Raw genomic sequence first — 19,836 nt, 5'->3', positions numbered from 1 at the left:
GGGTGAAACCGGTGCCAAGGGTGACACTGGCGCTGTCGGTGAGACCGGCGCAGTCGGTGAGACCGGTGCGCAGGGTGAAACTGGCGCCAAGGGTGACACTGGTGCCCAGGGTGAAACCGGTGCCGTCGGTGCCACGGGTGCTCACGGTGAGACCGGCGCTGTCGGTGAGACCGGTGCGCAGGGTGACACGGGCGCCAAGGGTGACACTGGCGCAGTCGGTGAGACCGGTGCGCAGGGTGAAACTGGCGCCAAGGGCGACACGGGTGCTCAGGGTGAAACCGGCGCCAAGGGCGACACGGGAGCCGCTGGAGCCAAGGGCGACACGGGAGCCGCTGGAGCCAAGGGCGACACGGGAGCCGCTGGAGCCAAGGGCGACACGGGTGCCGCCGGAGCGACGGGTGCAGCCGGAGCCACGGGTGCCACTGGTGCCACGGGTGCGACCGGCATGGCGGGCCTCGTTGGAGACAGCGGCACGACGCTGGGTGGCAACAGCACCAACTATGCCGTGGTGACGGGTGTCAGCGTCACCAAGCCGGCGGGTGCAACCTCTGCGGTGCTCATCATTTCGGCCAACGTACAGACGGGTGCAAGTACAACCAATGCCAACACCTGCACCCTGGCTTTCCAGGGCGGGGGGCAAGACCCGACGACCTCGACGCCGACCTATACGGTGTCTACCGGCCAGACCAACTCCAACACCGCTGTGTCGGTCAACCGCACATTCTACCTGACCGGACTGACATCGGCGTCGGCGAGTTTCGCGCTCTACTACAAGAGTGCATCGAGTGCGAACTCTCGGACCTGCACGATCAATGACGTGTCCTTCGTGCTGATGACGCCCTGACGGGTTTCGGCTGACGATCTGACAGGCCCCCGCCTTCACCGGCGGGGGCCCGTTGCATTCAGAACTTGTTGACCTTGGTCATGGCACACGGCTTGCGTGCCGTGTTTACAATTGAATACATCTCATCAGTTGCGCGTGGGGGATTCCAATGGCTGAGACGATCCGCAATGCCGGCCCGGTGCGGCAGACCATCTGCCTGTGCATGATCGTGAAGAACGAGGCGCCGGTGATCGCGCGCTGCCTCGAAAGCGTGCGGCCGCTGATCTCGCACTGGGTGATCGTCGACACGGGCTCCACCGACGGCACGCAGGACATCATCCGCCGCGAGCTGGCGGACCTGCCCGGCAAGCTGCATGAGCGGCCCTGGCAGGACTTCGCCCACAACCGGTCCGAAGCGCTCGAACTGGCCCGGCCGCATGGCGACTATTCCCTGATCATCGATGCCGATGACGTGCTGGAGCTGCAGCCCGGCCTGCGCCTGCCGCTGTTGAGCGAGGACTGCTACACCGTCGACATCCGCGACGGGGCGCTGCTCTACCAGCGCAAGCAGTTGGTCAGCAATCGTCTGCGCTGGTTCTACCGCGGCGTGCTGCATGAATTCATCGACACCGACGGCCCGCACAACACCGGGCATCTCGGCATCATCATGCGGCGCAACCATGATGGGGCGCGCCGGCGTGACCCCGAAACCTATCGCCGTGACGCCAGGATCCTCGATCATGCGCTGAAGTCCGAGCCCGACCCGTTCCTGCGCACGCGCTACACCTTCTATCTCGCGCAGAGCTACCGCGACTGCGGCGAACGGGAGAAGGCGATCAAGCATTATCTGGAGCGCTCGACGCTGGGCGGCTGGCAGCAGGAGGTCTTCGTCAGCCTCTACCAGGCCGCCAAGCTCAAGGAACAGCAGGGCTACCCGGACCAGGAGGTGATCGCGGCCTACCAGGCAGCCACCGCGGCACTGCCGCAGCGCGCCGAGGCGATCCACGCCGCCGCGCGCTTCTGCCGCGTGAAGCAGCTCTATCGGCAGGGCTATGAGATCGCCCAGGCGGGCCTCGGGATGACGGCGCCGGAGGAAGCCCTGTTTGCCGAACCGTCAGTCTACGAGACGGGTCTTCTCGACGAGTTTGCCGTCAATGCCTATTGGACCGGTCACTATGCCGAAAGCCTCGATGCCTGCCTGAAGCTGCTGGAAGGCGGCAAGCTGTCCGGCGCCGAGGTGCCGCGGGTGGCCGCCAACGCCCGCTTCGCGCGCGAGAAGCTGGGGAACCAGGGCAAGGCCCCCAATCTCGGCAGCCTGGGCAACAGCAACTACGTCGCCGCCCATGCGCTCGATGCAGCGCCGCCGCGGCGGGACCCGAAGGCGAGGGCGCCGCGCGTGCTCATCGCCATTCTCGCCAAGCAGAAGGAGCCGGCCCTGCCGCTCTATCTCGAGTGCCTCGAGAAGCTGGATTATCCCAAGTCGTCGATCGTGCTCTACATCCGCACCAACAACAACAAGGACCGCACGGAGCAGATCCTGCGCGACTGGGTGGCGCGCGTCGGCAAGCATTATGCCGCGGTGGAGTTCGACGCCGAGGACGTGGCCCAGCGCGTCGAGAGCTTCGGCGTTCATGAGTGGAATGCCACGCGCTTCAAGGTGCTGGGCAACATCCGCAACATCAGTCTCAAGAAGACGCATGAGCACGACTGCGACTTCTACTTCGTCTGCGACGTCGACAATTTCATCCGGCCCTGCACGCTCAGCGAACTGGTCAACGTCAACCTGCCGATCGTGGCGCCCTTGCTGCGCTCGGTTTCGGCAAATGATCCCTACTCGAACTACCATGCGGAAATCGATGCCAACGGCTATTACCGCGACTGCGACCAGTATTTCTGGATCCTGAACCGCTGGGTGCGCGGCCTGTTCGAGCTGCCGGTGGTGCACTGCACCTACCTGATCCGCCGCGACGTGATCGACAAGCTCACCTATCTCGACGAGACCGACCGCCATGAATACGTGATCTTCTCGCACAGCGCGCGCAAGGCGGGGATCGCGCAGTATTTCGACAATCGCCACATCTATGGCTACCTCGCCTTCGACGAGGGTGCCTCGGGCCATGTCGATGGCGGCTTCGACATCGCCCGCAGGCTGATGGCGGAAGAGGGGTGAGTGCCCAAATCACCGCCAGCGGGTTGCGCCCGCATCCGGCTTTCCATCACGCGGCGTCAGGTTGACAATTCCCCTGCGCTGACAGAACCTTGCGGAAACTCATTTTCCTCTGGGTGTCGTGAACGCTCCTCCGAACGTCATCGAATTCCGCAAGGTCACCAAGCGCTTCGGTGATGTCGCCGCCGTGGCGGACAACGACCTCGCGGTGAAGGCCGGCGAATTCCTCTCCATCCTCGGCCCGTCCGGCTGCGGCAAGACCACGTCGCTGCGCATGATGGCGGGCTTCGAGCAGCCGACGGAGGGCGAGGTCTTCATCCGCGGCGAGAATGTCACCGGTGTTCCCGCCTATCGCCGGCCGGTGAACATGGTGTTCCAGCACTATGCGCTGTTCCCGCATCTCTCGGTCGCCGACAACGTCTCCTATGGCCTGCGCCAGCGCAACCCGAAGCCGTCGAAGGCCCAGATCGACCGCGCGGTGGACGAGGCGCTCGCCATGGTGCGGCTCTCGGGCTACGGCAAGCGGCGGAGCTATGAACTCTCCGGCGGCCAGCAGCAGCGCGTGGCGCTGGCCCGCGCGCTGATCAACCGCCCCGCCGTGCTGCTGCTCGACGAGCCGCTCGCCGCACTCGACCGCAAGCTCCGCCGCGACATGCAGATCGAGCTGCAGAACCTGCAGCGCGACGTCGGAATCACCTTCCTTCTCGTCACGCATGACCAGGAGGAGGCGCTCTCCATGTCGGACCGCGTCTGCGTCATGCGCGAGGGCCGCATCGTGCAGACGGGCTCCCCGCGCGAGCTCTATGACCAGCCGGTGAACCGCTACGTGGCGGACTTCGTCGGCAAGACCAATTTCTTTGCGGGCCCGTCGCAGGCGGAAGTGCTGAGCGTCCGGCCGGAGCAGATCGAGATCGCGGCCAGCCTCACGCATTTGCCGGAGGGACTTGCAGCGCGCCTGCCGGTGAAGGTCCTGAACCGCATCTTCCTCGGCGAGCACACCGAATATGTGGTGGCAAGCGAGCAGTTGGGCGCGTTCATGGTGATGGCCCCGCGGAAGTCGGAGCGCGACGCGGGAATCTATGACATCGGCGACATGATCGCCGCAGGCTGGCGCGCCGAGGCAGAGCGTATCCTGCCGAACAACTGACGACAGAACATAATCACAGGGAGCAAACACATGACCAAGCATCCGGACCACATCTCGGCCAGCAAGTTCATCGACGAGCTGCGCCGTTACCAGAAGGGCAGCGTCAGCCGCCGCCACTTCCTCGGTGTCACCGGCCTCGGCCTCGCCACCGCGGTGCTGAGCACCGCCGTGCCGGGGCTCAGGCCGCGCAAGGCCTGGGCCGGCCTGTCGGGCACGCTGAACGTGACGACCTGGCCCAATTACTTCAGCCAGGAGAACTACGACAACTTCACCAAGCAGACCGGCGTGCCGATCAACGTCAATGTCTTCGGCTCGAACGAGGAGATGCTGGCCAAGCTGCAGGCCGGCTCCACCGGCTGGGACGTGCTGGTGCCCACCAACTACACGATCTCGACCTACAAGAACCTCGACCTGATCGAGCCGCTCGATCTCAAGCTCTTCCCCAGCTACGATCCGGCGGCCCAGGATCCGCGCTTCCTCGGCCCGGGCACCATCGACGGCGTCACCTATGCCGTGCCGAAGGACTGGGGCACCACCGGCTTCATCGTCAACACCAAGGCGACGACCGAGAACCCCACCAGCTGGAAGGAGTTCTTCGCGCTCGCCCAGGGCCCGCTCTCGGGCAAGGCGACGGTGCATGACTATCAGCTCACCACCATCGGCAGTGCCGCCAAGGCGCTGGGCTACGGCTTCAACACGGTGGACAAGAACGAGCTGGCCGAGATCGAGAAGCTGCTGGTGGCCACCAAGCCGCATCTTTTCGCCGTCACCTCCGACTACCAGCCCGCCATGCGCAATGGCGATGCCGCCATGGCCATGTGCTGGACCAATGACGCCGCCCAGCTCAACCGCGACATGCCCGAGATGAGCTACCGCCTCGGCAAGGACGGCGGCGAGATCTGGGTCGATCACTACGCCGTCATCAAGGGGGCCCCGAACCGGGAAGCCGCCTATGCCTTCCTCGACTTCATCCTGACGCCCGACATCAATGCCAAGGAGATCGAGGCCCACGGCACGCCGACCACCGACTCGCGGGTGCTCAAGCTGCTGCCCGAGAGCATCCTGAAGAACCCGATCCTCTACCCGGCGGCCGACCAGCTGACCGCGCTGGAGTACGGCGCTGCCGAGACGCTCACCAACCCGGACCGCGCCGAACTCATGGCGCGCTTCAAGTCGGCGTGAGGCACGTCTCCCTTACACATGCATCATGGCCGGGCGTGTCCCGGCCATCCTTTTCACGCGCGGGAGAAGGATGCGCGGGTCACGCCCGGGCATGATGAACCTTTCGATGGCATCGACGTCTCGCCCCAAGCTCGTGACCACGCTCCTGCTCTTGCCCGCAGGGCTGTTCTTCGTGTTCCTGCTGCTGGTGCCGCTGGCGGTGGTGCTGATCTTCTCCTTCGGCGAGCGGGCTCCGGCGGGCGGCTACATGCCGGCCTTCACGCTGCAGAACTACATGGATCTTCCGGCGCGCGGGAAGGCCTTCTTCAACACGCTGACGCTCGCGCCGCTGGGCACGCTGCTCACCGCGCTCTTCGCCTTCCCCATGGCCTATTTCCTGGCGGTGAAGGTGAGCCCCAAGTGGCGCGTGACGCTGCTGATCCTCGTCATGGCACCGTTCTGGACCAGCCAGCTCCTGCGTTACTATGCGTGGATGATGATCCTCGGCAACAAGGGCATCCCCGGCTGGCTCGCCATGGTCGGCCTCGATGTCCGCATCATCAACACGCCCTGGGCCGTGCTCATCGGCGCCGTCTACGGCTTCCTGCCGCTCATGGTGCCGCCGATCTATGTCTCGCTCGAGAAGCTCGACAAGCGCCTGCTCGAAGCCTCCGCCGACCTCGGCGCCACGCCCGCCCGCACCTTCTGGCAGGTCACGCTGCCGCTGGCGCTTCCCGGTGTCGCCACCGGCTCGATGCTGGTCTTCATCCTGCTGATGGGCGACTACATCCTGCCGCAGTTCCTTGGCGGCGGTAAGGTGTTCTTCATCGGCAATGCGCTGGTGGACCTGTTCCTGCAGTCGCGCAACTGGCCTTTCGGGGCCGCCGTTTCGGTTGCCCTCGTCGCCATCATGTTCGTCACCATCTATGTCTACATGCGGTTCGTGCTGTCGAAAACCGACACGCGGCGCGCGGCGCTGGTATGAGGTGACGTGATGCTCCGCGCCTATGCCATCTGCATCTACATCTTCCTCTACCTGCCGATCTCGCTGATCGTGTTCTTCTCCTTCAACGCCGGCAAATATGCCATGTCATGGGAAGGCTTCTCGCTCTTCTGGTATGGCAAGGCCTTCTCCAACCCGCTGATCATGGGGGCGCTCAAGACCTCCGTCATCATCGCGCTGTCGACGGCCGTCCTCTCCGCCATCATCGGCACGCTCACCGCACTGGGGCTCGAGCGCGTCAGGGGCTGGCTGCGCGTCACCTTCGATGCGCTGATCTACATCGCCATCATGGTGCCGGGCATCGTCATCGGAATCTCGACCCTGATCGCCTTCGTCTCGCTGTTCGACGTGGTGAACCCCTCGCTCGCCTCCATGGGCATCAAGCTGCAGATGGGCACCTGGGCGGTCATCGCGGCGCATGTGCTGTTCAACATCGCGGTGGTGGCACTCCTCGTGCGCGCCCGCCTTCAGGGAATGGACAGAAGCCTCGTCGATGCCTCGGAGGATCTCTACGCCACGCCGCTTGGCACCTTCCGCCAGGTGGTGCTGCCGCTCCTTGCACCCTCGATCCTCGCCGGCTTCCTGCTGTCCTTCACCTTCTCCTTCGAGGACTTCATCATCGCCTACTTCGTGTCGGGGCCGGACACGACGCTGCCGATCTACATCTTCTCGTCCATCCGCCGTGGCGTCACGCCGGAGATCAACGCCGTGGGCTCGGTGGTGCTGCTGACGAGCTTCGTGCTGCTGATCATCGCGCAGGCGGTGCTGCGGCGGGGTGAGAGGACCACTCCCCCATAAGCCGTCACCCCGGCGAAAGCCGGGGTCCAGCTTTGGGCATCAACCGCGTGGAAAGCTGGATCCCGGCCTTCGCCGGGACGACGGCTTTAGGTGGTGAGGTATCGGTTCTTCAGGTGCTCCTCGAAATACCTGGCATTCAGCGGTTCGCCCGTCGCCTGCCGCATGATCTCGGGCGTCGACAGCATCGAGGCCTTCGACCAGATGTTCTCCCTGCGCCAGGCATTGATCGCCGAGAAGTCGCCGCGCGCAATCTGGGCCGCCGCATCCGGCGCGGCGCGTTCCACCGCCGCCCATTGCTGGGCTGCCATCATGGCGCCCAGCGTATAGCTCGGGAAATAGCCGAAGGCGCCTGAGGGCCAGTGCACGTCCTGCATCGGCCCATCCTTGTAATTGCCCGCGGTGGAGAGCCCAAGATACTCCGTCATCTTGGCGTTCCAGGCCTCGGGCACGTCCTTCGCCGCCAGCCTGCCCGTCACCAGTTCCTGCTCGATCTCGAAACGCAGGATCACATGCAGCGGGTAGGTGGCCTCGTCGGCATCCACCCGGATGAAGCCACGCTCCACGCGGTGCACATGGGCGAGCAGGTCATCGACGCTCACGTCTTCAAGCCCGAGGATCTCGCGCGCCCTGGGCAGGGCAAAGACCCAGAACTCGGGGCGGCGGGAGAGTTGCATCTCCTGGAACAGGCTCTGGCTCTCGTGCATCGCCATGCCGCGCGCCTTCATCGAGGGCCAGTGGGAGAGGTCATGCGGCAGGTTCTGCTCGTAGAGCCCATGTCCGGTTTCGTGCAGGATGCCCATGAGGGACGACAGGAATTCGTCCGTGCGGTAGCGCGTCGTCATGCGCACGTCGCTCGGCACGCCACCGCAGAACGGATGGTGCGAGACGTCGAGCCTGCCATGGTGGAAGTCGAAGCCCACCGCCTTCATCAGCTCCAGGCCCAGCGCCTTCTGCTTCTCGATGGGGAAGGGCCCGGCGAGGGCCTTCGGCGGATGTTTCGCCCGCCGTCGCGCCTGCGCCTCCAGAGCCTCCGGGATGAAGCCCTTGAGGAAGCCCTTGAGGTCCGCAAACACGCGCGCGATCTCGGCCGACCGGCTGCCGGGGTCATACTGCTCCACCAGCGCATCATAGGGCGAAAGCTTCAGCACCTCGGCGCGCCGTTCAGCCTCCTCCTGCGCCAGCGCCACGATGTTCTCGAAGGAGGGGAGGAAGTCGTTCCAGTCGTTCTTGGCGCGCAAGCTTCGCCACAGCTGCTCGCAGCGCATCGCCGCATTCACCTGGCGCGCCACGAAGTCGGAGGACAGGCAGGTGCGGTTGATGTAGCTGCGCTTGAACTCCGCCACCGCGGCCTTCTGCGCGTCATCGAGTTCTTCCGTCTCGGCCTTGGCGATCCAGTCGGCGATGTGCGGGGCGGTGGCCATTTCATGGGCCATGGAGGCCAGCACGCCCATGGCTTCGGCGCGCTTCTCGCCGCCACCCTCCGGCATGTTCACGGCCTCGTCCACCCCCAGCATGGCCTGGGCATGGCCAATGGCTTCGAGGCGGCGGCACAGGTGGTCGAGTTCGGCAAACGACATGGGTGCTCTTTCCAGCAGGAATCGAGACCCTGATTTATGGTGCGGTCGGCCCGCCCACAAGCCTTCTCAGCGCTTGGCCTTTTCCATGTAGGAAACGAAGCGCCTGAACAGGTAATGCGAGTCCTGCGGGCCCGGCGAGGCTTCCGGGTGGTGCTGCACCGAGAACACCGGCCTGTCCTTCAGCGCGATCCCGGCATTGGACCCGTCGAACAGCGAGACATGCGTCTCCACCACGCCCGCCGGCAGCGAGTCACGGTCCACCGCGAAGCCGTGGTTCATCGACACGATCTCCACCTTGTTGGTGGTGAAGTCCTTCACCGGGTGGTTGGCGCCGTGGTGGCCCTGGTGCATCTTCACGGTCTTGGCGCCGAGCGCGATGCCAAGCATCTGGTGGCCGAGGCAGATTCCGAAGACAGGCTTGCCGGATGCGACCAGCTTCTTGATCTCGGGAACAGCATATTCGCCGGTGGCTGCCGGGTCGCCCGGGCCGTTGGACAGGAACACGCCGTCGGGCTTCATCGCGAGGATGTCCTCGGCCTTGGTGGTGGCGGGCACCACCGTCACGTCGCAGCCCGCTGAGGTGAGGCAGCGCAGGATGTTGCGCTTCAGGCCATAGTCGACGGCGACCACCTTCCACGGCGAAGACTTGGCCGTCTGGTAGCCGTCCTTCCAGTCCCACAGCATCTCGTCCCAGTGCATGCGCTGGGTGAGGGAGACCTCCTTGGCGAGGTCGAGGCCCACGAGGCCCGGCCAGTCGGCCGCCATCTTCTTCAGCTTCTTCACATCGAACTTGCCCTTGGCATTGTGCGCGATCACGCCGTTGGGCATGCCGTGCTCGCGGATGCGCGCGGTCAGCGCGCGGGTGTCGATGCCCGAGAGGCCGATGATGCCGCGCGCCTTCAGCCACTTGTCGAAATGCCTAGCCGAGCGGTAGTTGGCGGGCTCGGTGATGGCTTCCTTGATGACGCAGCCAACGACGCCGGCGTGCGCCGCGAGGTTCGTCGTCTCGATGTCCTCGTCATTGGTGCCGACATTGCCGACATGCGGGAAGGTGAAGGTCACGATCTGCCCGGCATAGGAGGGGTCGGTCAGCACCTCCTGGTAGCCCGTCATGGCGGTGTTGAAGCAGACTTCGCCCACCGCCTCGCCCTCGGCCCCGATGCCGAAGCCCTCGATCACCGTGCCGTCCGCCAGCACCAGGAGCGCCGTCACGCGGGGCTGGTCCCAGTCGCCGAACTGGGGGCGTGCGGGTTTCTTGGCCTTGGCAGGCTTTTTGGGGCTCGGCATGGGTGACTCCCGGGGATTTGACGCTGGTTAGGGGAAGGGGGGCGGGCCGTCAAGCGAGCTCGGCCATGCGCGTCCACAGGAATTGCCGCAATTCGGGGTCGGGGGAAAGCTCAACCGCGCGGACATAGGCGGCCCTGGCTTCCGCTGCCCGGCCGAGGCGGCGCAGAAGCTCTGCCCTGACCGCATGAAAGGGCTGGTAGCCTGCGGCCAGCTTTTCCGGGACCGCCGCCAGCAGCGCCAGGCCATCCTCCGGTTCTGCCACCGCCGCCTGGCCGACCCGTGCGCCGATTGCCGGTGACATGCGCACCAGCGCGGCATAGAGCATGCGCAGCGCCCGCCGGTCGGTCTCCCCGGTCAGCCGCCGTGCGGCATGGACCGACTGGATCGCCGCCTCGCACTGGAACCGGCCGAAGCGGTTCGCCGCCCCCGCTGCCCGCAGCAGCCCGTCCCCCTCTGCCATCATGGCACCATCCCACAGGCCCGGGTCCTGCCGGTCGAGCGGCACGAAGCCGGCGGCTCGCCGCGCGCCCTTCCGCGCCTCGCAATAGAGCATGAGTGCCACGAGCCCCTGGACCTCGGGTTCCTGCGGCATCAGCGCCAGAAGCGTGCGGCCCAGCCAGATCGCCTCCCCCGACAGCGGGCCGCCGTCGTCCCAGCCCGCGGTGAAGGCCGCATAGATCGCCTGCAGCACGGCCTCGAGCCGTTCCGGCAGCTCGTCGGCCTCCGGCACCGCGAAACGCAGGCCGGTATCCCGGATCCGCGCCTTGGCCCGCACCAGCCGCTGGCCCATGGTCGCGGGCTGCTCGAGGAAGGCCGCGGCAATGCGCGCTGCATCGAGCCCCAGCACCGTCTGCAGCATCAGCGGCGTCTGCGCTGCCGCGTCGATCGCCGGATGGGCGCAGACGAACATCAGCTTCAGTCGCTCGTCGTGAAAGCGGTCCGGTTCCGTTTCCAGCATGGCAAGGGTCTCCTCCACCTGCCGCAGCAGCTCGGGCTCTGCCATTGCCGACACCTGCCTGCGGCGTTCCGCCTTGCCCAGCACGCGGCGCGCGGCGGTGAGCAGCCAGGCCTCGGGCACATCGGGAATGCCCGAGACCGGCCAGTGCTCCAGCGCGGCGCGGAATGCCTCGCCCAGCGCGTCCTCGGCGGCAGCGATGTTGCGCGAGCGCATGGAGAGAGAGGCGACCAGCCGGCCATAGCTCTGGCGGGCCGCCCGATCCGCCGCGCGCGCAGCGGCCTCCGCCGTCATTCGCCCATGTGCATGACGGGGCGCACCTCGACCGAGGCATAGGACGCGGCCGGGCACTTCGCCGCCCAGTCAAGGGCGGTATCGAGGTCCGGCACGTCGATCACGTAGAAGCCGCCCAGCTGTTCCTTGGTGTCGGAATAGGGCCCGTCCTGCACATGCCGCTTGCCGTCGCGGATCCGGACGGTCGTGGCCATGGCGGGTGGCATCAGGCCCGCGCCGGAGACGACGATGCCGGCCTGTTCCACGGCCTGCACATAGGCCTGCCAGCTCGCCCAGTAGGCCGGCGCCTCGGCGCTCTCCCGCTTGGCCAGGTCCTCGGCGGTTTCGACGAATACGAGCATGTATTTCATGGTGGTCGGGTGTCCTTTCGGTTTGAAGCTTATGATGACTGCGGCGGGGCGGTCCATTCCGCCCTGCAAGCCAACGAGCCGCGAGGCAGGGGCATTTCGACAAACCTCCGAAAAATTTGTCTCGGGTCTCCCAAGGCGCTATGTGTCCGCCATCCAAAGGAGAAAAGCATGGCCCTGCGCGACGACATTATGGCAGCCGTCAAGGATGCGATGAAATCCGGCGACAAGAAGCGCCTCGGCACGCTGCGCCTCATGCAGGCCGCCATCAAGGACAAGGACATCAACAGCCGCACCGAGGGCCACGACTCCGCACTCACATCCGACGCCGGGCTGGCCGAGCTCTTCGCCAAAATGGTGAAGCAGCGCCAGGACTCGGTCGCCGCCTATGAGCAGGGCGGCCGCCCCGAACTCGCACAGAACGAGCGCGACGAGATCGCCGTCATCCAGTCCTTCATGCCCAAGCAGATGAACGAGGATGAAGCGAAGGCCGCCGTCGCCGCCGTCATCGCCGCAGTGGGCGCCACGAGCGTCAAGGACATGGGCAAGGTCATGGCCGAGCTCAAGGCCAAATATGCGGGCCAGATGGACATGGGCAAGGCCGGCGGCATCGTGAAGGCGCTGCTGGGCTGATTGGCCAGCGCAATTTCCCCTCGTTCCGTCACCCCGGCGAAAGCCGGGGCCCAGCTTTCAGCTGGTTTGCCGCCCAAAGCGGGGTCCCGGCTTACGCCGGGATGACGTGCTGAAAGAGTGTCGGCGTACCAATAGAGACGAACGCGCGTCGCGGAGAATTACTTCCCCGCATCCACCGCGTCCGCCAGCTCCACCAGGCTGCCGAAATGGTAATCCGGGATCGCCACTTTCTGCACGGTCGGCGTGGCGCCCGTGCCCTGCTTGCCCTTGCGGCGCTCGATCCAGCAGGTTTGGTAGCCAAGGCGGCAGGCCACCGCGATGTCGTGGTACTGGCTCTGCGCCACGTGCAGGATGTCGCCGAAGGCGTAGCCTTTGGTCGAGAGCCGTCCGCGGGTGAAGGCGAAGACCTGCGGGTCGGGCTTGTTCCAGCCCACCATCTCTGCGGTGACGAGGTCGTCGAAGACATTGTCGAGCGTCTTCGCGAAATGGGAAAGCGCCCAGTCGTCCGAGTTGGTCATGGCGACGAGGTGGAAGCGCCGCTTCAGCCGCTTCATGGCGGGAACCGAATCCGCGAAGGCCGGCCAGTGCGGGATCGAGAGGCGGAACTCCTCGGCGTCGGAATTCGAGTCAGGCAGCCCCAGCACCTCCGCCATCTCGTGGTACATGGGCGCCATCATCGAGGGGAAGGGCAGGCGGGGCGTCTGGTGGTGCTGGCGGTCCTCGGCCACCGCATAGGCCTCGAGGATGGCCTTGTCGGTGAGGGTGACACCGGCCGCCTGTGCGCGTGCCTGCACGTAGTCGAGGATGCCGGTCTCGAAGTCGATGAGGGTGCCAACGACGTCGAATGTCATCACTTTGCGGTCGGTCAGGGCCATGGCATGCACTCCATCATGGGCCGAGGCTAGGTCGGGGTCGCGGGGCCGTCACCCCAAGAAAAATGCGGGGCCGCCATGCAGCCCCGCATTCGGTGTCCGTAGAGTTGCGCACTCACACGATCCGGGTTGTCACCTTGATGTTGCCGCGGGTGGCGTGCGAATAGGGGCACACCACATGGGCCTTGGCCGCGATGTCCTCGGCCACGGCCTTGTCGACGCCGGGCAGGTGCACGTCGAGCGCCACCTCGAGGCCGAAGCCGCCGCCGTCCTCGCGCATGCCGACGCCCACATTGGCGGTGACGGAGGCCTCCGGCGTGACCGGCACCTTCTCCTTGCCCGCAACGAAGCGCACGGCGCCGAGATAGCAGGCCGAATAGCCGACGGCGAAAAGCTGTTCCGGATTGGTGCCCTTGCCGTCACCGCCCATTTCCTTGGGCAGCGAGAGCTTGACGTCGAGCTTGCCGTCATCGGTGCGGCCGTGGCCGTCGCGGCCGCCGGTGGAGGTGGCGTGGGCAGTATAGGCGATGGGCATGGAAGTCTCCTTGAAAGCCGGTTGTCTACGTTCCCCGCGCCAGTTTGGATGCGATGGGCAAGGCAATCAAGCGCTATCGCCGTGCGAGCATGACGCCGGCGGCTGCAAGCGCAAATCCCACCCAGCCGAGCGGCGGCATGGCCTCGCCGAGGAGCGGCCAGGCGATCAGCGCCGAGATCGGCGGCACGAGGTAGAACAGCGACGAGACGCGGCTCACCTCGCCCGCCCGGATCATGGCGAGCAGCAGCGACATGGCGACCAGCGAATTGCCGATGACGAGATAGGCAAGGGCACCCAGGAAGGGCAGGTTCCAGGTGAACTGGAAGGTCTCGAAGATCATCGCCAGCGGCAGCACGCCGGCGAGCCCCGCCAGATATTGCACGGCGTTCGAGACGACCGGGTGGTGGCTCTTGCCGAAGCGCTTTTCCCACAAGGTGCCCGCGGTGATGGCGAACAGCGCGCCCACGGCGGCGGCGACGCCGAGCGGGTGCTGAAGCTCGACGCCTGACCGCGACATGATGACGGTGGCCGCCCCCGCCATGCCCAGGGCCAAGCCCAGCCAGCGCATCAGGCTCACCGTCTCGCCGGTGAAGCGGGGCGCGATCAGGCCCACCAGGATGGGCTGCAGGCAGACGATGATGGCCACGCCCCCGGCCGAGACCCCCGCCTTGAAGCTGATGTAGCTGAGCCCGAAATAGATCGTCTGGATGAGGAAGCCGACGATTGCCATGTGCACCCAGTCCATCGGCTTCTGCGGCAGCGGCGGGCGCAGGATGATGACGAAGGGCGCCAGCAGTGCGCAGACGCAGGCATAGCGCAGCGACAGGAAGCTCAGGGGCTCCGCATGGCTGATGCCCAGCTTCGCCACCGAGAATCCGCCCGACCACAGGAGCAGGAAAATCACGGGAGCGGCGAGCAGCCAGAGCGGTTTGTGGGCGGTCATCGGCGTGACCATAGGGGCACCGTCCGAAAGGCGGAATGCATGCGACCAGAAAAGAAAGAATTGCTCATTCGGATTCTGCACGTTTTAATTGTGTTAAACTAGTGTATGGCGTCCGAGGATCATCATGGCCGTTGAAATTGACGAGTATTCCCTGTCGTCTTGCCTTTTATGTTTGATGAGCAATGGGAAACAAATTGGCACAGCTACCGGGTTCGCGGCGATCGTCGATGATAGAGTTTTCTTGATCTCCAATTGGCATGTCTTTTCCGGACGTAACGCACATACAGGACAGCCCCTAAACATATCTCACGCCATCCCGGATGCCGTTCGATTTAACCTCCATGTGCGTGAGCCGTTTGGCGCGGTTATCGATTGTCAGGTTCAGCTGCATGATGAGGACGAAAACGCAAAGTGGATTATGCATCCGACCGGACAAGAGATTGATGTAGCTGCAATTGCGTTGCCCTTCCTACCCAAAAACATCGCTGCATATAGCCTGCCGATGCTTGGTCAGACTGCAAGCATGAGGGTGCAAGTTTCTCAAGATGTTTATATCCTTGGCTATCCGAGCGGAATGTCTCTTAATGAAATGTTTCCTGTTTGGAAGCGAGCGTCGATTGCGACCGAGCCCGGACTGGACATTGCCGGAAAGCCTTTTTTCTTGGTGGACACCGCTTCTCGCCCCGGCATGTCCGGTTCGCCAGTAATAGCAAGGAGCGTCGGGAGCTATATTGACACGTCCGGCAATACGGGAATGGGGGGAGTTTTTACAAAGTTCATCGGTGTGTATTCCGGCCGAATGGGAGCCGCTTCGCAGGACGATGCACAGTTAGGGGTCGTATGGAAAGCGCATGTGGTCGATGAGGTGCTGAAAAACGGCATACATGGCTCTTACTCAATCCGGGCTTGAGACCTTATGAACAGCACGCTGCCCTACGGTGCGGCAGGCCCTGAGCCTAGCCACTGCTTTCGCCCAAGCTTTTCGTAAGCCAACCTTGAAGTCGCCTGCCGAAAGGCGCAGATGAAAACCATGCGCGTGCCCCCCTCATTCCTGGAGGACATCCGAGGCCGGGTGTCCATTTCCGCCGTGGTCGGCCGCAAGGTGGCCTGGGACCGGCGGAAGTCGAACCCGGGCAAGGGAGATTACTGGGCTTGCTGCCCCTTCCATGGCGAGAAGTCGCCGTCTTTCCACGTCGATGACCGCAAGGGCCGCTACCATTGCTTCGGCTGCAAGGCGTCCGGCGACATCTTCACCTTCCTGGTCGAGAAGGAGGGATTGAGCTTTCCGGAAGCGGTGGAGCGCCTCGCCCAGGAGGCCGGCCTCCAGATGCCCGTGATGTCGGAAGCCGAGCGCGAGCGGGAAACCCAGCGCGCCAGCCTCTATGACGTGATGGAGATGGCCGCCAAATTCTTCGAGGCGGAACTCCAGGCCGCCCGCGGCTCCCGCGCCCGCGGCTACCTCGCCGACCGCCAGCTCTCGCCCGCCATCCAGAAGGAATTCCGCCTCGGCTATGCCCCGGACGACCGTTCGGCGCTCAGGAGCCACCTCGCCGACAAGGGTGTCCCGGTCGAGCAGATGGCGGAAGCCGGCCTCGTCATTGCGGGTGACGACATCCCCGTCGCCTATGACCGTTTCCGCGACCGGGTGATGTTCCCGATCCGCGACCCGCGCGGCCGGGTCATCGCCTTCGGCGGCCGGGCCATGTCGAAGGACGTGCCGGCCAAATACCTGAACTCGCCGGAGACCCCGCTCTTCCACAAGGGCCAGGTCCTCTACAACCTCGACAAGGCCCGCGCCCCCGCCCACGAGAAGCGGGCGATCATCGCGGTCGAGGGCTATGTCGACGTCATCGCCATGCACCGCGCCGGATTGCCGCATGCGGTGGCCCCGCTCGGCACGGCCCTCACCGAGGACCAGCTCCGGATGCTGTGGAAGCAGGCGGCCGAGCCCATCCTGTGCTTCGACGGCGACGGGGCAGGGATCAAGGCCGCCTACCGGGCGCTCGACCTCGCACTCCCGCTGCTCGAGCCCGGCCATTCCCTGCGCTTTGCCCTCCTCCCCGAAGGCCAGGACCCGGACGACCTCCTGAAGGCCCAGGGGCCCGAAGCCGTGCGCGAGGTGGTGGACGGTGCCCAGCCCCTGGCGGACATGCTCTGGCAGCGCGCGCTCGACCAGAATGACCGGTCCACGCCCGAACGCCGCGCTCAGTTCGAGAAGGAATTGCGGAGTCTTCTCAATACGATCGCCGACGATGTTGTGAAAAAGCATTATCTCGCCGAGTGCGGCGAGCGCATGCGCGCCCTCTTTGCCCCCATGGGCGGCAACAGGGGCCCCAACACCCGTCGCCAAGCCTTTGGAAAGACAGCCGGAAACCGCCCCTTCAAGCCCAACATGCGGCCCTGGGACATCCAGCAGCCGCCCACTGCCGGCTTGCGGCGGCTGGCCGCCCAGGCCACGCCGCAATCGGGGGCCGAGCGCCGGGAGCGGATGATCGTGCTGACACTCATCAACCACCCGGAGCTGGTGCATGAGGTGCTGGACGAGTTCGCGGGCCTTGAAATGGTGGTGCCCGAGCTTGACTCGCTCCGTACCCAGATCATAGATAGCGCGGCCCTGGGCTCCGGACTTGACGGAACGGACCTCAAGGCCCACCTGATCAACATGGGTTCGGGTCCTTTGCTGGACCGCTTGGAAACCCAGGCGAAACGGCTGAACGAATGGTTCCTTGGGAGCGGGGCTGCGCAAGATGACGCCCGCACAGGCCTTCGTCAGATGATCGCCTTGCACCGGAAAACCATTACCCTCGAGCGGGAGCTCCGGGCGGCGGAAGCCGCCTTTGCTGCCGACCCGACGGAGGAGAAGCTGAACGCCCTGAAGGCGGTGCGTGAGCAATTGTCGTCCCATGCGGGGTCGGAAGCCCAGATCCAGGGTTTCGGCGCCGCCTCGGGCCGTGCGGTTGACGCCATCACCTGAGGGTTCCTGAAACCGGGTTCGGTTGCAATTTCTGGGTTAAGCGCCGCTTAACGCGTCCTTCCTAGCTTTTGACCCCGAATCACAACGCTGCTATGGCGGGTCTCCCCGCCTGAATTCCAAGGACTTTTTCATGGCCCGAGCCCAAGTGCGCGCACCCGCCCCGGACGACCAGGACCAGCAGGCCGACGGCGCCGACAACGAGGCCCCGGAGGCCGCGGGCGACAGCTCGGACTCGCCGATCCTCGATCTGTCGGATGCCGCCGTCAAGCGGATGATCAAGCTCGCCAAGGCGCGCGGCTTCGTCACGCTGGACGAGCTCAATGCCGTGCTGCCGTCGGAGGAGACGAGCCCGGAGCAGATCGAAGACATCATGGCGATGCTCAACGAGATGGGCATCAATGTCGTCGAGTCCGAGGAGGAGTCGGAGAACCTCGCCGCCAAGGTCGAGGCCGAGGCCGAGGGCGAGTCGACCGAAACGGCCCTCATCAAGGTCGAGGCCGCCAAGACCCCTGCCGACCGCACGGACGATCCCGTCCGCATGTATCTCCGCGAGATGGGGCAGGTGGAGCTGCTCTCCCGCGAAGGCGAAATCGCCATCGCCAAGCGCATCGAGGCCGGCCGCGAGGCGATGATCGCAGGGCTCTGCGAAAGCCCGCTCACCTTCCAGGCCATCATCATCTGGCGCGACGAGCTCAACGAAGCCAAGATCCTGCTGCGCGACATCATCGACCTCGAAGCGACCTATGCCGGCCCCGATGCCAAGAAGCAGGGCCCGGTGCAGACGCCCGCTCCCTACGTGCCGCCCAAGGAAGAGGTGAAGAAGAAGGCCGAGGCCAAGCGCGCCGAAGCCAAGCGTGCCGCCGCCGCCGTCCGCCGCCCCTCGGCGGATGACGAGTTCGGCGACGTGCTGAGCCCGGAGGATTTCGACAAGCCGCAGGTCGAGGAGGAGGATGACGACGAGGGTGATGACCTCGGCGTGTCGCTCTCCGCAATGGAAGCGGAGTTGAAGCCCAAGGTCCTCGAGATCTTCGACAACATCGCCAAGAGCTACAAGTCGCTGCGCAAGCTGCAGGACCAGGAAGTGGCCGAAGGCACCGAGCTCTCGCCCTCCCAGGAGCGCCGCTACAAGAAGCTGCGCGAGGAGATCGTGGCCGAGGTCAAGTCGCTCTCCCTCAACAACGCCCGTATCGAGGCGCTGGTGGAGCAGCTCTACGACATCAACAAGCGCCTGAACGCGCTTGAAGGCCGCCTGATGCGGCTTGCCGAAACCTACAAGGTGCCGCGCCCCGAGTTCCTGAAGGAATACCAGTCGAACGAGCTCGACCCCGACTGGCTGAAGCGCGTCGGCCGGCTTGCCAAGTTCGGCTGGAAGAAGTTCGTGAACGACGAGAAGGACTCGATCAAGGTCATCCGTGACGAGATCTTCGAACTCGCCACCGCCACCGGCCTGCAGATCCCGGAGTTCCGCCGCATCGTCGCGATGGTGCAGAAGGGCGAGCGCGAAGCGCGCATCGCCAAGAAGGAAATGGTCGAGGCCAACCTCCGCCTGGTGATCTCGATTGCCAAGAAATACACCAACCGCGGCCTGCAGTTCCTGGACCTCATCCAGGAAGGCAACATCGGCCTGATGAAGGCGGTCGACAAGTTCGAGTATCGCCGCGGCTACAAGTTCTCGACCTACGCCACCTGGTGGATCAGGCAGGCCATCACCCGCTCCATCGCCGACCAGGCGCGCACCATCCGCATCCCGGTGCACATGATCGAGACGATCAACAAGATCGTCCGCACCTCGCGCCAGATGATGCACGAGATCGGCCGCGAGCCCACGCCGGAGGAACTGGCCGACAAGCTCTCGATGCCGCTCGAGAAGGTCCGCAAGGTGATGAAGATCGCCAAGGAACCGATCTCGCTCGAAACCCCCGTGGGCGACGAGGAGGATTCACACCTCGGCGACTTCATCGAGGACAAGAACGCCATCCTCCCCATCGACGCCGCCATCCAGGCCAACCTGCGCGAAACCACCACCCGCGTGCTGGCCTCGCTCACCCCGCGCGAGGAACGCGTGCTCCGCATGCGCTTCGGCATCGGCATGAACACCGACCACACGCTGGAAGAAGTCGGCCAGCAATTCTCGGTCACCCGCGAACGCATCCGCCAGATCGAAGCCAAGGCGCTGCGCAAGCTCAAGCACCCGAGCAGGAGCCGCAAGCTCCGGAGCTTCCTCGACAACTGATCGTCTTGCGATCTCTGACCACCATCACACCCGGCCCAGCGCCGGGTGTTTTGTTTCAGGCGGGACCCATGAGTCCTTCTCCCATCC

Annotated in this window: 16 protein-coding genes and 1 pseudogene; 10 read left to right on the top strand and 7 right to left on the bottom strand. The window is 65.1% G+C overall.

The window, feature by feature from the left end; all coding sequences use genetic code 11:
* The 6 genes and pseudogenes from DK847_RS15930 to DK847_RS15905 all read left to right on the top strand — a co-directional run.
* Positions 1 to 844, top strand: a pseudogene (locus DK847_RS15930) (collagen-like protein); the annotation flags it as partial.
* 148 nt (positions 845 to 992) lie between these two features.
* Positions 993 to 2,993 (top strand): glycosyltransferase, encoded by a 2,001-nt coding sequence (locus tag DK847_RS15925; RefSeq protein WP_204508352.1) that lies wholly within the window; start codon positions 993 to 995, stop codon positions 2,991 to 2,993.
* A gap of 118 nt (positions 2,994 to 3,111) precedes the next feature.
* Positions 3,112 to 4,137 (top strand): ABC transporter ATP-binding protein, encoded by a 1,026-nt coding sequence (locus DK847_RS15920; RefSeq protein ID WP_111199501.1) that lies wholly within the window; start codon positions 3,112 to 3,114, stop codon positions 4,135 to 4,137.
* Between the two features lie 30 nt (positions 4,138 to 4,167).
* Complete coding sequence (locus DK847_RS15915) at positions 4,168 to 5,319, top strand: ABC transporter substrate-binding protein (RefSeq protein WP_111199500.1); 1,152 nt, start codon at positions 4,168 to 4,170, stop codon at positions 5,317 to 5,319.
* A 106-nt stretch (positions 5,320 to 5,425) separates the two neighbouring features.
* Positions 5,426 to 6,283: an ABC transporter permease gene (locus DK847_RS15910; RefSeq protein WP_111199527.1), complete on the top strand. Its 858-nt coding sequence runs from the start codon at positions 5,426 to 5,428 to the stop codon at positions 6,281 to 6,283.
* 9 nt (positions 6,284 to 6,292) lie between these two features.
* Positions 6,293 to 7,099 (top strand): ABC transporter permease, encoded by an 807-nt coding sequence (locus DK847_RS15905; RefSeq protein WP_111199499.1) that lies wholly within the window; start codon positions 6,293 to 6,295, stop codon positions 7,097 to 7,099.
* 86 nt (positions 7,100 to 7,185) lie between these two features.
* Here the strand turns inward: DK847_RS15905 and DK847_RS15900 are convergent, their stop codons facing one another.
* From DK847_RS15900 to DK847_RS15885, 4 genes are all read right to left on the bottom strand, one after another.
* On the bottom strand, positions 7,186 to 8,676 hold the full coding sequence (locus tag DK847_RS15900; protein ID WP_111199498.1) for a carboxypeptidase M32: 1,491 nt from the start codon (positions 8,674 to 8,676) through the stop codon (positions 7,186 to 7,188).
* Positions 8,677 to 8,742: 66 nt separating this feature from the next.
* Positions 8,743 to 9,963: a glutamine-hydrolyzing carbamoyl-phosphate synthase small subunit gene (carA, locus tag DK847_RS15895; RefSeq protein ID WP_111199497.1), complete on the bottom strand. Its 1,221-nt coding sequence runs from the start codon at positions 9,961 to 9,963 to the stop codon at positions 8,743 to 8,745.
* Positions 9,964 to 10,012: 49 nt separating this feature from the next.
* Positions 10,013 to 11,212, bottom strand: coding sequence for an RNA polymerase sigma factor (locus DK847_RS15890; protein ID WP_111199496.1), 1,200 nt, complete (start codon positions 11,210 to 11,212; stop codon positions 10,013 to 10,015).
* Positions 11,209 to 11,562: a YciI family protein gene (locus DK847_RS15885; protein ID WP_111199526.1), complete on the bottom strand. Its 354-nt coding sequence runs from the start codon at positions 11,560 to 11,562 to the stop codon at positions 11,209 to 11,211. Before DK847_RS15885 ends, DK847_RS15890 begins: the two co-directional genes overlap by 4 nt.
* 168 nt (positions 11,563 to 11,730) lie before the next feature.
* Here DK847_RS15885 and DK847_RS15880 point away from each other — a divergent pair, with 168 nt between their 5' ends.
* Positions 11,731 to 12,192: a GatB/YqeY domain-containing protein gene (locus tag DK847_RS15880; RefSeq protein WP_111199495.1), complete on the top strand. Its 462-nt coding sequence runs from the start codon at positions 11,731 to 11,733 to the stop codon at positions 12,190 to 12,192.
* 158 nt (positions 12,193 to 12,350) lie between these two features.
* Here DK847_RS15880 and DK847_RS15875 read toward each other — a convergent pair whose 3' ends face one another.
* From DK847_RS15875 to DK847_RS15865, 3 genes are all read right to left on the bottom strand, one after another.
* The gene (locus DK847_RS15875) at positions 12,351 to 13,067 is read right to left on the bottom strand and encodes an HAD-IA family hydrolase (protein ID WP_111199494.1); all 717 of its coding nucleotides are present in this window, start codon (positions 13,065 to 13,067) and stop codon (positions 12,351 to 12,353) included.
* A 112-nt stretch (positions 13,068 to 13,179) separates the two neighbouring features.
* A complete protein-coding gene (locus tag DK847_RS15870; RefSeq protein ID WP_111199493.1) occupies positions 13,180 to 13,599 on the bottom strand; it encodes an organic hydroperoxide resistance protein in 420 nt (139 codons plus the stop codon).
* Positions 13,600 to 13,672: 73 nt separating this feature from the next.
* On the bottom strand, positions 13,673 to 14,542 hold the full coding sequence (locus tag DK847_RS15865) for a DMT family transporter (protein ID WP_111199525.1): 870 nt from the start codon (positions 14,540 to 14,542) through the stop codon (positions 13,673 to 13,675).
* Positions 14,543 to 14,666: 124 nt separating this feature from the next.
* On the opposite strand from DK847_RS15865, the gene DK847_RS15860 reads away from it, so the two are divergent.
* The 3 genes from DK847_RS15860 (at position 14,667) to rpoD (ending at position 19,749) form a co-directional block, all read left to right on the top strand.
* Complete coding sequence (locus DK847_RS15860; protein WP_111199492.1) at positions 14,667 to 15,452, top strand: S1 family peptidase; 786 nt, start codon at positions 14,667 to 14,669, stop codon at positions 15,450 to 15,452.
* Between the two features lie 120 nt (positions 15,453 to 15,572).
* On the top strand, positions 15,573 to 17,516 hold the full coding sequence (dnaG, locus tag DK847_RS15855; protein WP_111199524.1) for a DNA primase: 1,944 nt from the start codon (positions 15,573 to 15,575) through the stop codon (positions 17,514 to 17,516).
* 130 nt (positions 17,517 to 17,646) lie between these two features.
* Positions 17,647 to 19,749, top strand: a complete 2,103-nt coding sequence (gene rpoD / locus DK847_RS15850) for an RNA polymerase sigma factor RpoD (protein ID WP_111199491.1) — start codon at positions 17,647 to 17,649, stop codon at positions 19,747 to 19,749.
* Positions 19,750 to 19,836 lie beyond the last annotated feature (87 nt).

Source organism: Aestuariivirga litoralis (genome assembly GCF_003234965.1).
GTDB classification, from domain to species: Bacteria; Pseudomonadota; Alphaproteobacteria; order Rhizobiales; family Aestuariivirgaceae; genus Aestuariivirga; species Aestuariivirga litoralis.
This window is presented reverse-complemented; position numbering and strand designations above follow the sequence as displayed.

Bases quoted from the DNA above. Each gene is read 5' to 3' on its own strand.
- dnaG (WP_111199524.1), top strand. From the start codon at position 15,573: ATGCGCGTGCCCCCCTCATTCCTGGAGGACATCCGAGGCCGGGTGTCC.
- DK847_RS15885 (WP_111199526.1), bottom strand. From the start codon at position 11,562: ATGAAATACATGCTCGTATTCGTCGAAACCGCCGAGGACCTGGCCAAG.
- DK847_RS15870 (WP_111199493.1), bottom strand. From the start codon at position 13,599: ATGCCCATCGCCTATACTGCCCACGCCACCTCCACCGGCGGCCGCGAC.
- rpoD (WP_111199491.1), top strand. From the start codon at position 17,647: ATGGCCCGAGCCCAAGTGCGCGCACCCGCCCCGGACGACCAGGACCAG.
- carA (WP_111199497.1), bottom strand. From the start codon at position 9,963: ATGCCGAGCCCCAAAAAGCCTGCCAAGGCCAAGAAACCCGCACGCCCC.
- DK847_RS15865 (WP_111199525.1), bottom strand. From the start codon at position 14,542: ATGACCGCCCACAAACCGCTCTGGCTGCTCGCCGCTCCCGTGATTTTC.
- DK847_RS15910 (WP_111199527.1), top strand. From the start codon at position 5,426: ATGGCATCGACGTCTCGCCCCAAGCTCGTGACCACGCTCCTGCTCTTG.
- DK847_RS15890 (WP_111199496.1), bottom strand. From the start codon at position 11,212: ATGACGGCGGAGGCCGCTGCGCGCGCGGCGGATCGGGCGGCCCGCCAG.
- DK847_RS15880 (WP_111199495.1), top strand. From the start codon at position 11,731: ATGGCCCTGCGCGACGACATTATGGCAGCCGTCAAGGATGCGATGAAA.
- DK847_RS15915 (WP_111199500.1), top strand. From the start codon at position 4,168: ATGACCAAGCATCCGGACCACATCTCGGCCAGCAAGTTCATCGACGAG.
- DK847_RS15925 (WP_204508352.1), top strand. From the start codon at position 993: ATGGCTGAGACGATCCGCAATGCCGGCCCGGTGCGGCAGACCATCTGC.
- DK847_RS15900 (WP_111199498.1), bottom strand. From the start codon at position 8,676: ATGTCGTTTGCCGAACTCGACCACCTGTGCCGCCGCCTCGAAGCCATT.
- DK847_RS15905 (WP_111199499.1), top strand. From the start codon at position 6,293: ATGCTCCGCGCCTATGCCATCTGCATCTACATCTTCCTCTACCTGCCG.
- DK847_RS15875 (WP_111199494.1), bottom strand. From the start codon at position 13,067: ATGGCCCTGACCGACCGCAAAGTGATGACATTCGACGTCGTTGGCACC.
- DK847_RS15860 (WP_111199492.1), top strand. From the start codon at position 14,667: ATGGCCGTTGAAATTGACGAGTATTCCCTGTCGTCTTGCCTTTTATGT.